This window comes from Cupriavidus sp. CER-90, assembly GCF_057652055.1.
Window position 1 is genome coordinate 854,399 of sequence record NZ_JBYGYM010000002.1, and the last position, 13,147, is coordinate 867,545.

Below are 13,147 nucleotides of genomic sequence, written 5' to 3' on the forward strand. Positions count from 1 at the left end.
ATCAGACCGAGAACGACGAGCCGCAACCGCAGGTGGTCGAGGCGTTCGGGTTCTTGATCACGAACTGTGCGCCGTTGATGTCTTCCTTGTAGTCGATCTCGGCGCCCACCAGGTATTGGTAGCTCATCGAATCGATCAACAGGGTGACGCCATTCTTGACCAGCGTCGTGTCGTCTTCATTGACGTCTTCATCGAACGTGAAGCCGTACTGGAAGCCGGAGCAACCGCCGCCCTGCACGAACACGCGCAGCTTCAGCTCGGCATTGCCCTCTTCCTCGATCAGCTGCTTGACCTTGTCGGCGGCGCTGTCGGTAAAGACGAACGGTGCCGGCATTTCCTCGGTAACAGGTGCCTCTGCGACTGCGTTCATGGGGAATTCTCCTGGTTAGATACGCCCGTATTCTACGGGCTACTCACAAATCGTGCCGAAGCCCTGTGTTTTCAAGGGTCTCTGGGCGAGTGCGTCACCTCAGGCCGGCACGCTGGCACCTTGGGTCGCCTTGCCTTCGCTGGCCTGGTCTTCGCTGCCCGCTTCGCTTCCCTTGGCTTCAGCCGCATCGTCGTCTGCCGCCTTGCCTTCCGCCGCATCGGCGTCCGGCGTCACCTCCGCTGTCTCGGCCTGTGCTTCCTTGACCTGCGCGGGTGGCATATGGTTCGGCAAGGCGCGAATTTCAGCTTGCACCAACGGCACGAGTCGGCCTTCTACAATCGCGCCCTGATGCATTTCGAGAGCCGCATAGCGCACTTCTCCGTAGACGCGCGCATGAGGCTGCAACTCCAGGAGTTCGGCGGCATGGACGGGGCCGGTCACGGTGCCGTTCAGGATCAGGTGATCCACGCGCACCTCGCCTTCGACCACGCCCTTCTCGCTGATCACCAGCATGCTCGATTTGCCCTCGGCGGCCACGACGTTGCCACGCACGCGACCGTCCAGCCGCAATCCCCCGGAAAAGGTCACATCGCCTTCGATGGCGGCGTCCTGCCCCACCAGCGTGTCGATGGACAAGCCTTTCTTCTTCGAAAACAGCATGTTGTACTCCTCTTTGCGCTGACTACGGCGTGGCCGTCTGCGTCGTCCGGACCTGGCCGTTCTGGACGATACGGACCGATACGGCGCGGACTTCGGCGTCCTGCGGAATCGCCAGGTCGCCTTCGATGCGTTGGTAATGCGTCAGCCGGATTGCCGGCAGTGGCGCATCGCCCGGCTGCGGCAACATCAACGTTAACGGCTTGCCGTGCCGATTTCCCGAGATGGTGAATTGCACTTCACCCCTGAACTCGGGCTGCTCGACAAAGGCCTTTGACCCACCCTGCATGACCAGCAGCCGGTAATGCAGGGCACGGGGCTGCGTTTCATCCATGGCCACCCGGAAGCTCCGGACGTGGATACCGGACGTGTCCCCCGAAGCCGGCAACAGGGATTCGAAGAATCCCAGATCCTCTTTGAGCTGTGCCACCTCGGCCTCGGCCGACTTGACCTGTTCCGCCATGCGTTCCTGCGCGGTACGCGCGATCTGCAACCGGGCCTCGGCCGTGTTGGCGCTCTGCCGCAAGCTGTCGCGCTCGGCGGACACCTCTGCCAGTTGCTGACGCAACTGTTGATGGGCCGCCGCCAGATCGGCATCGGTGGCAGGCAGCGGCGCCGAGCGGCGCCCGGCCTCATAGGCCGACAGGCCCGCGACTGCTCCCACCACGCCCACCAGCACAGCAACCAGCAGCCAGGTTCGCCACGGCCGATAGGTCCGGACAATGGCCCGCCCTGCCCGCAGCCTGCCGCTTCGGCGCAACGGCCGGTACTTCACCCCCATTGCGATATCCGCCAGGCTTTCCTGTGACCCATCGTCTATCTCCCCGATCCGCAGGCCCGTGATTGTATCGCCGGGCGATCATCGCGCGAATGAAAAGTGTAAGAAATGGCAAGTTTGCATCAGGGTTGAGACGATGTCGCGGGCTGGCTGGACGGGCGACAGGCGAAAAAAAACCGCACGACGAATCGTGCGGTTTCTTGCTGCCAGATCCGGCGAAGCCGGATCGGGACAACAGCGAATTAACGCTTCGAGAACTGCTTCCGGCGACGTGCCTTGTGCAGACCGACCTTCTTACGTTCGACTTCACGTGCATCACGCGTCACGTAGCCAGCCTTCGACAGGGCCGACTTCAGCGTTGCATCGTAGTCGATCAGAGCGCGGGTGATGCCGTGGCGAACAGCACCGGCCTGGCCGGTTTCGCCACCGCCGGTCACGTTGACCTTGATGTCGAACGTTTCGGCGTGAGCAGTCAGTTCCAGCGGCTGGCGCACGATCATCAGCGAGGTTTCGCGAGCGAAATACTCTTTGATGGGCTTGCCATTGACGATGATGTCGCCCTTGCCCGACTTGATGAAGACACGAGCCACTGCGCTCTTGCGGCGGCCAGTACCGTAATTCCAGTTACCGATCATGGATATTGGCCCCTTTAGATTTCCAGCACCTTGGGCTGCTGTGCGCTATGCGGATGCTCGCCTTCGGCATAAACCTTCAGCTTCTTGATCATCGCGTAGCCCAGCGGACCCTTCGGCAGCATGCCCTTGACAGCCTTTTCCAGGGCGCGGCCCGGGAAACGCTGCTGCATCTTGCCGAACGTGGTTTCGTAGATACCGCCGGGGTAACCCGAGTGGCGGTAGTACTTCTTGTCCTGTTCCTTGGTACCCGTCACGCGCAGCTTGGCGGCATTGACGATGATGATGAAATCACCGGTGTCGACGTGAGGAGTGAATTCCGGCTTGTGCTTGCCGCGCAGTCGGCGTGCCACTTCGCTGGCAACACGGCCGAGGACCTTGTCCGTCGCGTCAATCACGTACCAGTCGCGCTTTACCTCTGCAGGCTTGGCGGAAAAGGTCTTCATGATTTTTTCCTGATTTTGAAAACTGCCCGAGATGACGGTCGCCGTTTTAGCGTCCTGTCAGCGGCCGGCCCTTTGGACCTGGCCTTCCTGCTTGTATCTGCAGGCTCTCCCTGAATCTTTTTCCGGGGGCAATGACCGGAAAGCCGACGATTATACTGGGCGTTCTCGCCATCGCACAAGCAAAGTTGTGGCTTTTCGTCAAGCAGCCCGCACCCGGCAGCGGGACAAAGCGCCGCTAGCGCCGCAAAGACCGGCTTCCCACGGCCCTTGACCCTTGCAATCGACGAAAAAAAACCCAAGTCGTATTGGACTTGGGTTTGAATCCACCAAAGGAGGAGGGTGGAGGAGACACCGGGCGATCGACGGGGCCGGTCAGGGCGGGCGGTGCGGCGAGCGATTCGGGTACGTTACCGGCTTTCGCTTTCGCACTCTGGCGCGCTCATCAGCGCCGTCGTTCGATGGAATGAATTATACATACGGCCCTCCGGGATGCAAGAAAATTTGCACTGCGAAATGCAATACCACAATATGAAATGGAGAAAGCCGCGCTCACGATCCGTGGATATGTCTAAAAATCAATGAGTTAAGGGCAAGCGCGGGGTGGTGCATGGACACCACACTAGAGGAAACCTTCGGAATATTAGGGGTAATCCCGCACCCAAGGCGCCTGTGGCGATTGCCCTATACTCGCGGAATGCAAGCCGTACGACGCGCGCCGCCGTGCGCGTCAAAACACCATCAGGAAACGAGGAACGAAAAAAATGGAATGCAAAGTGACATGGTCGGGCCCGGAGGGCATGAGCTTTATCGCCCAGACCGGCAGCGGACACCTGGTGGCGATGGACGGTGCGCCTGACGGCGGCGGCAACAATCTGGCGCCGCGTCCGATGGAGATGGTGCTGCTGGGCACGGGCGGCTGCACCGCCTATGACGTGGTGCTGATCCTCAAGCGCGGCCGGCAGGACGTGCGCGGCTGCTCGGTCAAGCTCGAGGCGGAACGCGCCGACGCCGATCCGAAGGTCTTCACGAAGATCAACTTCCACTTCACGGTGACCGGCAAGAACCTGGACCCTGCCAAGGTGGAGCGCGCCATCGAGCTGTCGCACGAAAAGTACTGCTCGGCGTCGATCATGCTGGCCAAGACCGCCGAGATCACCCACACCACCGAGATCATCGAAGGCTGACCGACCCCGGCGCGGCACGCCGCGCCCGCCTCGAAAGCTGCCTGGAAAGCAAAACGCCCGGCGCAGAAGTGTCTGCGCCGGGCGTTTTTTTGTATCCGAAAGAGCAAAGCAGGCCGATAAGCCGGATTCTGTGCACACCGCATGCCTTTGCAGGCACACGGCATGTGACAACCATTCCTCTAGGCCGGCCGTTACCGGACGGCTCCAGCTCCCTACCCGCAGACTCGGCGGGCCGCTTCATCGTCTGCCTATTTGGGATTGCTCCAGGTGGAGGTTACCGCGTTTCACCCTTCCCGCCAGCCGAAGCCGGCGGCAAGACTCGTCTCTGTGGCCCTATTCCGCACGTTGCCGTGGATGGCTGTTAGCCAACACCCTGCCCTGTGGAGTCCGGACTTTCCTCCCCTCACCCCCTTGCGAGGGCAAGCAGCGATTGTCTGGCCTGCTTTGCGGGGCCGCAGTCTAACACCGAAGTGGACGCCGGTCAGCCCTGCGTGGCCGCCGCCGCTGTCCGGCGGCCCGGCCGGAACACGCTGGCATCGGCGTAGAACGACGGATCGGCATTGCCATCGCACCAGCCCGGAATGCCCAGCACCGGCAATGGCGCGAAGCTGCGCCCGCCGGCAAGGCGGCCGGCGTCGGCCGCACCGGCGAGCGAATCCGCCAGCAGCCGGTCGAGCTGGTCCAACGGGGTATCGGGCGCGGCCGGAATCCACCAGGCGTGGGCCGTGACCGACTTGTACGGTTGGACCAGCTTTTCCAGCAGCGCATGGCCGAACGGCACCACGGTACATCGGGCGTGCCACGCGTGGCGCCGCGAGACAAACAGCTCGTGCCACGCAAACCCGCGCAGCGCGTCGGACAGCGAGGCATCCGGACTGACGAAGATGACCGCGTTCTCGTCGAACAGCGTCGCTGCATCGCGCAGGCCGCCCCGCACCTGGCCGACGCCGTCGCGCGCGATGGCCTCGGCCTGCAGCCGGTTCAGCAGGCGCTTGGTTTCGGGGAAATGCAGCCACACAAGTGCGCTGAACGCATCGTGGAGGTTATCGCGCGTCGGCACATGGCCAGTGGCGTAGATATGGGCCTCGTAGGCGACGCCCTCGGGCAGGTCGGCCTGCGGCACGAACCGCAGCGGCAACCCTTGCGCGTTCCGCAGGTGAGGCAGATGCGCGGCGCGCGCGTTGAGCGCGTGGCACAAGTCCCCGCCGGTGAAGGCCGGGGTGGACGCGGCGAACCCGGCAAACGGCCGGAACCACGGCCGCGTCCAGTCGATGGCGGACAGCAAGCCGCTCAGCTGGCCTTCCAGCGCAGCGTTTCGCCGGCGCGCAGCGGCACCAGCGTGGTATCGCCGTACGGCAGTTCGGCCGGCAGCTCCCAGTCTTCGCGCGTCAGCGTCAGCGTGCCGGTGTTGCGCGGCAGGCCGTAGAACGCCGGGCCGTTGAAGCTGGCGAACGCTTCGAGCTTGTCCAGCGCGCCGGCCGTGTCGAATGCCTCGGCGTACAGCTCCATGGCGTGCAGCGCCGTGTAGCAGCCGGCGCAGCCGCAGGCGTGTTCCTTCAGGCCGCGTGCGTGCGGGGCGCTGTCGGTGCCCAGGAAGAACCGTTCGCTGCCCGACGTGGCCGCCTTGACCAGCGCGTCGCGGTGGATTTCGCGCTTGAGCACCGGCAGGCAGTAGTAATGCGGACGGATGCCGCCGGTGAAGATGGCGTTGCGGTTGTAGAGCAGATGGTGCGCGGTGATGGTCGCGCCGATGGGGCCTTCGGCCTCGGCCACGTACTGGGCGGCATCGCGCGTGGTGATGTGCTCGAAGACCACCTTCAGTTCGGGCATATCGCGGCGCAGCGGCTTCATCACACGGTCGATGAACACGGCTTCGCGGTCGAAGATGTCGATGTCGCCATCGGTCACTTCGCCGTGCACCAGCAGCGGAATGCCTTCGCGCTGCATCGCTTCCAGCGTCGGATAGCAGCGGCGGATATCGGTCACGCCGGCGTCGCTGTTGGTGGTGGCGCCCGCCGGGTAGAGCTTCACCGCATGGACGAACCCGCTGGCCTTGGCCGCGACGATTTCCTCGGGCGGCAGGTTGTCGGTCAGGTACAGCGTCATCAGCGGCTCGAACGCCACACCGGCCGGCAGCGCGGCCAGGATGCGGTCGCGGTAGGCTCGGGCCAGCGCGACCGTGGTCACGGGCGGCTTCAGGTTGGGCATGATGATGGCGCGCGCGAACTGGCGCGCCGTGTCGGGCAGCACCGCCGACAGCGCGGCGCCGTCGCGCACGTGCAGATGCCAGTCGTCGGGGCGGGTAATCGTAAGCTTCTGGGTCATGGGGACAAGCACAACTTAGAGAATCAGGATGGCGCGGTAATCGTTCACATTGGTACGCGTGGGGCCCGTCACCACGAGGTCGCCCACGGCGTCGAAGAAGCCCCACGCATCGTGCGTGTCGAGCTTCTGCCGCGCCGAGACACCGGCCGCTGCGGCGCGGGCCAGGGAATCGGGCCCGAGCAGCGCCCCGGCATTGTCCTCGGACCCGTCGATACCGTCGGTATCGGCCGCGATCGCGTGGATATCGGCCGCGCCGTCCAGTTCGATCGCCAGCGACAGCAGGAATTCCGAACAGCGGCCGCCACGGGCCCGTTCCGACGCACCGCTGGGCAATGTGACCGTGCATTCACCGCCCGAGATCAGCACCACCGGCGCGGAGAACGGCGCATTGTACTTGCGAATCTCGCGCACCAGTGCCGCGTAGACGCGCGCCACCTCCTGCGCCTCGCCGGTCACGGTATCGCCGAGCAGCACGGGCTGGATGCCCTGGCGGCGGAACTGCGCGGCGGCCGCGGCCAGACTGCCATGGGCCGTGGCGATCATACGATTGTCCACGCGGGCGAACAGTGCATCGCCCGGCTTTGGCGTTTCGGCGATCTCGCCGCGCGCGCCGCGATCGAGGTGCGCCTGGACGGTCGCCGGCACCGTGGCGCCGTAACGCTTGAGGATGGCCAGCGCATCGGCATAGGTGCTGGGGTCGGGCACGGTCGGCCCCGATGCAATCGCGCTGGGGTCGTCGCCGGCCACGTCGGACACGATCAGCGTGGTCACGGGCGCGCGGCTGGCCTGCGCGAGCCGTCCGCCCTGGATGCGCGAGACATGCTTGCGCACGATATTCATGTCGGTGATCGGCGCGCCACAGCGCAGCAATTCGCGGGTGGTGGCCTTCAGGTCCGCCATCGGAATGCCTTCGGCCGGCAGCGACAGCAGGCTTGATCCGCCGCCCGAAACCAGCACGATCAGCCGGTCGTCGGGGCCCAGCGACTGCACCTGCGCCAGGATGTCGGCCGCGGCCTGCTCGCCGGCTTCATCGGGCACCGGATGGCCGGCCTCGATCACGCGGATATGCTCGGTCGGCAGGCCATGCGCGTAGCGCGTAACCACCACGCCTTCGAGCGTGGCGTGGCCGGCGTAGGCCCGTTCGACCGCCAGCGCCATCGACGCGGCCGCCTTGCCGGCGCCCACCACCAGCGTGCGGCCGCCGGCATGGGGCGGCGGCAGGTGGCTGGCGACGATTTCCAGCGGATCGGCGGCCGCCACGGCGGCGCGGAAGCTCTCGAGCAGCAAGGTACGGGGGCAGCCCTGGAAGTTCACAGTGCCTCCGCGATGGCCTGGCCCAGATCGGCCGTGGAGGCGGTTCCGCCAATGTCGCGCGTCAGCGGCGCATGTCCCGGCCCGGCCGCCAGCACCTGCTCGATGGCCTGCAGCACGGCGGCGCCGGCCTCGGCGTGGCCCAGGTGTTCCAGCATCATCGCGCCGCACCAGATCTGGCCGATCGGGTTGGCGATGCCCTTGCCGGCGATATCGGGCGCCGAGCCGTGCACCGGCTCGAACAGGCTCGGATAGACCTTGTCCGGATTGATGTTGCCCGACGGCGCCACGCCGATCGTGCCCGTGCAGGCCGGGCCCAGGTCTGACAGGATGTCGCCGAACAGGTTGCTGGCGACCACGACGTCAAACCAGTCCGGGTGCTGCACGAAGTGCGCGGTCAGGATGTCGATGTGGTACTTGTCGACCTTCAGGCCGGGGTAGTTGGCGGCCATGGCCTCCACGCGCTCGTCCCAGTACGGCATCGTGATCGAGATGCCATTGGACTTGGTGGCCGACGTCAGATGCTTCCTGGGTCGTTTTTGCGCCAGTTCGAACGCGAATTTCAGGATGCGGTCCACGCCGTGCCGGCTCATCACCGTTTCCTGCACCACGATCTCGCGGTCGGTATTCGGAAACATGCGCCCGCCGATGCTGGAATATTCGCCCTCGGTGTTCTCGCGCACCACGTAGAAGTCGATGTCGCCGGGCTGGCGGCCGGCCAGCGGGCTCTTGATGCCCGGCATGAGGCGCACGGGCCGCAGGTTCACGTACTGGTCGAACGAGCGCCGGAACTGCAGCAGCGACCCCCACAGCGACACATGGTCGGCGATCTTCTGCGGCCAGCCCACCGCGCCGAAGTAGATGGCGTCGTACTTGACCAGCGTGTCGAACCAGTCGTCCGGCAGCATCTTGCCGTGGCGCTCGTAGTATGCGTAGCTGGAAAAGTCGAAGTGGTCCCACTGGAAGTCGATGCCAAAGCGCCGCGCCGCGGCGTCCATGACACGGATGCCTTCCGGCATCACTTCCGTTCCGATTCCGTCTCCGGGAATGACAGCGATCTTGTATTGACTCATGGCTGGGAAGGGCGAGGTGGCGGGGGGCGCGGGCGCCCGGCTTGGCAGCATCGGGCACGCGCATGATAATGTCTGCATTCTATTGCAAAGCGGCAGCCCCCTGCCGCACGGTGCCCACGCCATGTGCCAGCTGCTAGGCATGAACTGCGCCACGCCCACCGACGTGACGTTTTCCTTTACCGGCTTCGCCGCCCGCGGCGGCGTGACAGACCATCACGCCGACGGTTTCGGCGTGGCGTTCTTCGAGGACAAGGCCTGCCGGCTGTTCATCGACAACCAGTCGGCCGGTACGTCGCCGGTGGCGGACCTGATCAAACGCTACCCGATCAAGTCGAAGAACGTCATCTCCCATATCCGCAAGGCCACGCAGGGAACGGTGCTGCTGGAGAATTGCCACCCGTTCATGCGCGAGCTATGGGGCCGGCACTGGATCTTTGCCCACAACGGCGACCTGAAGGGCTTCACGCCGTTCCTGTCCGGGGTCTACCAGCCCGTGGGCGATACCGACAGCGAACTGGCCTTCTGCACGCTGATGCAGGGGCTCAGAAAGCGCTTTCCGGGGTCGCAGCCACCGCTCAACGAACTGGGCCATGCCCTGGCCGACATCACCCGCGACATCACGCTGCATGGCGTTTTCAACTTTTTGCTATGCAACGGGCAGGCGTTGTTCGCGCACTGCTCCACGCGGCTGTACTACATCGTGCGGCAATGGCCGTTTTCGAAGGCCCATCTGATCGATGCCGACCTGTCGATCGACTTCTCGCAGGTCACCACGCCGGACGACCGCGTGGCGGTGATTGCCACCGCGCCGCTGACCGACAACGAGACGTGGACCCAGTTTTCCCCGGGTGAGCTGATCATGTTCGAGGACGGCAGGCCCACCATGACGTGGACGGTGCCGATCCCGCCCGAGGTACAGGCGAAGAACGCGGCCAATACGGCGTGTACTTGAAGGGGATCGGGTGGTTTGCTCCCCTCTCCCGCGTAGCGGGAGAGGGGCCGGGGGAGAGGGCCGGCATATCAAGCGCTACCGTGCTGGATTAAACCAACGGCCTTGCTTGATGTGGTTCCTTGCTGAACCACCCCTCTCTCCCACTCTCTCCCCATGAGGGGAGAGAGGGCCAAGACATCGCTACTCATATGCGCTTGGGCGTGGCGAGCGGCGTTGGCCGTCAAACAACCGACGGCCTCGTCCAGGGTTTCGCTGCTTCAGTGGTGCAGGATCTTCGACAGGAACTGGCGGGCGCGCTCCGAGCGGGCGTCGATATTGCCGAAGAACTCTTCCTTCGGACAGTCTTCGACGATCTTGCCGGCGTCCATGAAGATCACGCGGTTGGCCACCTTGCGGGCGAAGCCCATTTCGTGGGTCACGCACATCATGGTCATGCCTTCCTGCGCCAGCTGAACCATCACATCCAGCACTTCGTTGACCATTTCGGGGTCAAGCGCGGACGTCGGCTCGTCGAACAGCATGCAGATCGGATCCATCGACAGCGCCCGTGCGATGGCCACGCGCTGCTGCTGGCCGCCCGACAGCTGGCCCGGATACTTCGATGCCTGGCTCTTCAGACCCACGCGCTCCAGGTACTTCAGGCCCTTGGCCGTCGCCTCTTCCTTCGAGCGGCCCAGCACCTTCATCTGGGCGATGGTCAGGTTTTCGGTGATCGACAGGTGCGGGAACAGTTCGAAGTTCTGGAACACCATGCCCACACGCGAGCGCAGCTTGGGCAGGTTGGTCTTGGGGTTGCCCACCGACGTGCCGTCGACCAGGATGTCGCCCTTCTGGAACGGCTCCAGCGCGTTCACGGTCTTGATCAGCGTCGACTTGCCCGAGCCCGACGGGCCGCACACCACCACCACTTCACCCTTGGCGACCTGGGTCGTGCAGTCCGTCAGCACCTGGAAGGCGCCGTACCACTTGGAAACGTTATTAATTTCGATCATACGGCCACCTTTTTCTGATAACGCTTGACCAGCAGCGAAGCGGAGAAACAAATGATGAAGTACACGAGGCCGGCGAACAGCAGCATCTCCACGATGCGGCCGTCACGCTCGCCAATGCCGTAGGCCTGGCCGAAGAAGTCCGCCAGCGCGCTCACGTAGACCAGCGACGTATCCTGGAACAGGATGATGCCCTGCGTCAGCAGCAGCGGCACCATGTTGCGGAACGCCTGCGGCAGCACCACCAGGCGCATGGTCTGGCCATAAGTCATGCCCAGCGCCTGCGCGGCGAACATCTGTCCGCGCGACACGCTCTGGATACCGGCGCGGATGATTTCCGAGTAGTACGCAGCCTCGAACAGCGAGAACGCGATCAGCGCGGATGTCATGCGCAGGTCGGACGCGGCATTCAGGTTGAACACCTTCTGCAGCAGCTGCGGGATGATCAGGAAGAACCACAACAGCACCATCACCAGCGGGATGGACCGGAACAGCGTCACGTACCCCTGCGCGAACCAGTTCAGCGGCTTGCTCGACGACAGGCGCATCATCGCCAGGATCGTGCCCCAGACGATGCCGACGATCACCGCCGTCACGGTGATCTTCAGCGACACCATCATGCCCTCGCCGAGCACGTGGAGGGTCGATGCGTTGATCGAGCTGAAATCGAATTCGTATGCCATGTTCCAGCTCCTTACTTGCCGCCGATGAAGCCCGGCACGCGGGTACGGCGTTCCACCCAGCGCATCAGGAACATCACCGTGAAGTTGATCAGCGCGTACAGCAGCGTGACCGCGATGAACGATTCATACGGGCGCGCGGTGTAGTCCACCAGCTGGCGGCCTTGCGCGGCCAGTTCCAGCAGGCCGATCGTCGACGCCACGGCCGAGTTCTTGAAGATGTTCAGGAATTCGGACGTGATCGGCGGCACGATGACGCGGAACGCCATCGGCAGCAGCACGTGGCGATACGTTTGCGACAGCGTGAAGCCCATGGCCAGGCCGGCGTTCTTCTGACCGCGCGGCAGCGAATTGATACCCGAGCGCACCTGTTCGCAAACCCGGGCGGCGGTAAACGTGCCCAGGCAGATCATGGCGGCCAGGAATTGCTGCGTGAACGGGTTCATCTGCTTGATGGCCTCGCCGCCGGGCAGCAGCTCGGGGCCGACGAAGTACCAGATGAACAACTGCACCAGCAGCGGAATGTTCCGGAAGATCTCGACGTAGGTGGCGGCGAAACCCGACAGCCACTTGTTCGGCACGGTGCGCAGCACGCCGAGCACGGAGCCGATGACGAGCGCGATCACCCACGAAGACAGGCCCAGCGCGATCGTCACCTTGAGACCGGAAATCATCCAGTCCAGGTACGTCTCGTTGGCGGCGGCCTGCTCGAGGAAGACTCCCCAGTGAAAAATGTAATCCATAGTGCGTCCTCAAAAAGAAACGGAAGGACTGCTCCTTCCGTTTCGCACTGCTCCAATCGCGCAGATCAGTCGAGTGCCTTGTCGTTCGGGTTCTTGAAGAGCGCCTTCATGTCTTCGGACAGCGGGAAGTCCAGGTTCAGGCCCTTCGGCGGCACCGGTTGCTGGAACCACTTGGTGTACATCTGGTTGATCGAGCCGTCCTTCATCAGGCCGGTGATCACATGATCGGCCAGCTTCTTGAACGGCACGTCGTCCTTGCGGATCATGCAGCCGTACGATTCACGCGACTGCGGCTTGCCCACCACGATCCAGTCGTTCGGGTTCTTGGCCTTGGCGCGCTCGCCGTACAGCAGTGCGTCGTCCATCATGAACGCCACGGCACGGCCCGATTCCAGCGTCAGGAACGACTGGCCATGGTCCTTGGTGCTGATGATGTTCATGCCCAGCTTCTGGTCGTCGTTCATCTTGCGCAGCAGGCGCTCGGACGTCGTACCGGCCGTGGTCACCACGTTCTTGCCCTTCAGGTCGGCCCAGTCCTTGATGCCGCCGTCCTTCTTCACCATGATGCGCGTGCCGATGATGAAGATGCTGGTGGTGAACGAGGCCTGCTTCTGGCGCTCGAGGTTGTTCGTCGTCGAGCCGCACTCGATGTCGATCGTGCCGTTCTGCAGCAGCGTGATGCGGTTCTGCGAGGTGATCGGGATTTCCTTGACCTGCAGGTTCGGGAGCTTCAGCTGGTCCTTGATGGCTTCCACGATCTTCATATTGATATCGTAGGAATAGCCTACCTGGCGCACACCGCCCAGGTTGTAGTTGAACGGAATCGAAGAGTCCCGCACACCCAGCGTAATGACACCCGTATCCTTGATCTTCTGCAGCGTACCCGTCAGCGGCTCGGCTGCCTGTGCGCTCGCGCACAGCATGCCTGCCGCAATCATCAGGCCGGCCAACTTGGCAACATTCATAACATCTCCTTGACCATGAAGAGAGAAAGGCGCGACTGTAAC

At 63.8% G+C, this 13,147-nt stretch carries 15 protein-coding genes and 1 other RNA gene; 2 read left to right on the forward strand and 14 right to left on the reverse strand.

Translation table 11 applies throughout. The features are described from left to right. Position 1 precedes the first annotated feature (1 nt). The 5 genes from erpA to rplM form a co-directional block, all read right to left on the reverse strand. Positions 2-370 carry an iron-sulfur cluster insertion protein ErpA gene (gene erpA / locus AC24R4_RS14435; protein WP_066739489.1) on the reverse strand — a complete coding sequence of 123 codons (369 nt, stop codon included), beginning with the start codon at positions 368-370 and terminating at the stop codon, positions 2-4. 99 nt (positions 371-469) lie between these two features. Further along, a complete protein-coding gene (locus tag AC24R4_RS14440; protein WP_487523298.1) occupies positions 470-1,030 on the reverse strand; it encodes a bactofilin family protein in 561 nt (186 codons plus the stop codon). Between the two features lie 22 nt (positions 1,031-1,052). Then, entirely contained in the window at positions 1,053-1,808 is a 756-nt protein-coding gene (locus AC24R4_RS14445) for a DUF6776 family protein (RefSeq protein ID WP_487523299.1), read from the reverse strand. A 239-nt stretch (positions 1,809-2,047) separates the two neighbouring features. Further along, positions 2,048-2,440 (reverse strand): 30S ribosomal protein S9, encoded by a 393-nt coding sequence (gene rpsI / locus AC24R4_RS14450; protein WP_066739492.1) that lies wholly within the window; start codon positions 2,438-2,440, stop codon positions 2,048-2,050. Positions 2,441-2,454: 14 nt separating this feature from the next. Next, positions 2,455-2,883, reverse strand: a complete 429-nt coding sequence (rplM, locus tag AC24R4_RS14455) for a 50S ribosomal protein L13 (protein WP_019447062.1) — start codon at positions 2,881-2,883, stop codon at positions 2,455-2,457. A gap of 761 nt (positions 2,884-3,644) precedes the next feature. Here rplM and AC24R4_RS14460 point away from each other — a divergent pair. Next, on the forward strand, positions 3,645-4,067 hold the full coding sequence (locus AC24R4_RS14460; protein WP_153946555.1) for an OsmC family protein: 423 nt from the start codon (positions 3,645-3,647) through the stop codon (positions 4,065-4,067). Positions 4,068-4,168: 101 nt separating this feature from the next. Here AC24R4_RS14460 and rnpB read toward each other — a convergent pair. The 5 genes from rnpB to AC24R4_RS14485 all read right to left on the reverse strand — a co-directional run bounded on the left by rnpB (position 4,169) and on the right by AC24R4_RS14485 (position 8,776). Further along, positions 4,169-4,513: RNase P RNA component class A (gene rnpB / locus AC24R4_RS14465), an RNA gene on the reverse strand. A gap of 35 nt (positions 4,514-4,548) precedes the next feature. Continuing rightward, entirely contained in the window at positions 4,549-5,352 is an 804-nt protein-coding gene (locus AC24R4_RS14470; protein ID WP_487523300.1) for a DUF3025 domain-containing protein, read from the reverse strand. Between the two features lie 5 nt (positions 5,353-5,357). Continuing rightward, on the reverse strand, positions 5,358-6,392 hold the full coding sequence (pyrC, locus tag AC24R4_RS14475) for a dihydroorotase (RefSeq protein WP_153946553.1): 1,035 nt from the start codon (positions 6,390-6,392) through the stop codon (positions 5,358-5,360). A gap of 15 nt (positions 6,393-6,407) precedes the next feature. Continuing rightward, the gene (locus tag AC24R4_RS14480; RefSeq protein WP_400395253.1) at positions 6,408-7,706 is read right to left on the reverse strand and encodes a glycerate kinase type-2 family protein; all 1,299 of its coding nucleotides are present in this window, start codon (positions 7,704-7,706) and stop codon (positions 6,408-6,410) included. Next, a complete protein-coding gene (locus AC24R4_RS14485) occupies positions 7,703-8,776 on the reverse strand; it encodes a tartrate dehydrogenase (RefSeq protein WP_400395255.1) in 1,074 nt (357 codons plus the stop codon). The genes AC24R4_RS14480 and AC24R4_RS14485 overlap by 4 nt, the downstream gene beginning before the upstream one ends. A 121-nt stretch (positions 8,777-8,897) precedes the next feature. Between AC24R4_RS14485 and AC24R4_RS14490 the strand changes: the two genes are divergently transcribed. Further along, positions 8,898-9,728 (forward strand): class II glutamine amidotransferase, encoded by an 831-nt coding sequence (locus AC24R4_RS14490; protein WP_153946551.1) that lies wholly within the window; start codon positions 8,898-8,900, stop codon positions 9,726-9,728. 257 nt (positions 9,729-9,985) lie between these two features. Here AC24R4_RS14490 and AC24R4_RS14495 read toward each other — a convergent pair whose 3' ends face one another. The 4 genes from AC24R4_RS14495 to AC24R4_RS14510 all read right to left on the reverse strand — a co-directional run bounded on the left by AC24R4_RS14495 (position 9,986) and on the right by AC24R4_RS14510 (position 13,105). After that, positions 9,986-10,720 carry an amino acid ABC transporter ATP-binding protein gene (locus AC24R4_RS14495; protein ID WP_153946550.1) on the reverse strand — a complete coding sequence of 245 codons (735 nt, stop codon included), beginning with the start codon at positions 10,718-10,720 and terminating at the stop codon, positions 9,986-9,988. Beyond that, positions 10,717-11,400: a glutamate/aspartate ABC transporter permease GltK gene (gene gltK, locus AC24R4_RS14500; protein ID WP_153946549.1), complete on the reverse strand. Its 684-nt coding sequence runs from the start codon at positions 11,398-11,400 to the stop codon at positions 10,717-10,719. Before gltK ends, AC24R4_RS14495 begins: the two co-directional genes overlap by 4 nt. 11 nt (positions 11,401-11,411) lie before the next feature. Next, entirely contained in the window at positions 11,412-12,140 is a 729-nt protein-coding gene (locus AC24R4_RS14505) for an amino acid ABC transporter permease (protein ID WP_400394325.1), read from the reverse strand. Between the two features lie 65 nt (positions 12,141-12,205). Next, positions 12,206-13,105, reverse strand: coding sequence for a glutamate/aspartate ABC transporter substrate-binding protein (locus AC24R4_RS14510; RefSeq protein WP_153946547.1), 900 nt, complete (start codon positions 13,103-13,105; stop codon positions 12,206-12,208). Between the last annotated feature and the right edge of the window lie 42 nt (positions 13,106-13,147).

Coding starts and splice junctions, on each gene's coding strand:
- erpA (WP_066739489.1), bottom strand. CDS start 370: ATGAACGCAGTCGCAGAGGCACCTGTTACCGAGGAAATGCCGGCACCG.
- AC24R4_RS14445 (WP_487523299.1), bottom strand. CDS start 1,808: ATGGGGGTGAAGTACCGGCCGTTGCGCCGAAGCGGCAGGCTGCGGGCA.
- AC24R4_RS14495 (WP_153946550.1), bottom strand. CDS start 10,720: ATGATCGAAATTAATAACGTTTCCAAGTGGTACGGCGCCTTCCAGGTG.
- AC24R4_RS14510 (WP_153946547.1), bottom strand. CDS start 13,105: ATGAATGTTGCCAAGTTGGCCGGCCTGATGATTGCGGCAGGCATGCTG.
- pyrC (WP_153946553.1), bottom strand. CDS start 6,392: ATGACCCAGAAGCTTACGATTACCCGCCCCGACGACTGGCATCTGCAC.
- gltK (WP_153946549.1), bottom strand. CDS start 11,400: ATGGCATACGAATTCGATTTCAGCTCGATCAACGCATCGACCCTCCAC.
- rplM (WP_019447062.1), bottom strand. CDS start 2,883: ATGAAGACCTTTTCCGCCAAGCCTGCAGAGGTAAAGCGCGACTGGTAC.
- rpsI (WP_066739492.1), bottom strand. CDS start 2,440: ATGATCGGTAACTGGAATTACGGTACTGGCCGCCGCAAGAGCGCAGTG.
- AC24R4_RS14505 (WP_400394325.1), bottom strand. CDS start 12,140: ATGGATTACATTTTTCACTGGGGAGTCTTCCTCGAGCAGGCCGCCGCC.
- AC24R4_RS14460 (WP_153946555.1), top strand. CDS start 3,645: ATGGAATGCAAAGTGACATGGTCGGGCCCGGAGGGCATGAGCTTTATC.
- AC24R4_RS14440 (WP_487523298.1), bottom strand. CDS start 1,030: ATGCTGTTTTCGAAGAAGAAAGGCTTGTCCATCGACACGCTGGTGGGG.
- AC24R4_RS14485 (WP_400395255.1), bottom strand. CDS start 8,776: ATGAGTCAATACAAGATCGCTGTCATTCCCGGAGACGGAATCGGAACG.
- AC24R4_RS14490 (WP_153946551.1), top strand. CDS start 8,898: ATGTGCCAGCTGCTAGGCATGAACTGCGCCACGCCCACCGACGTGACG.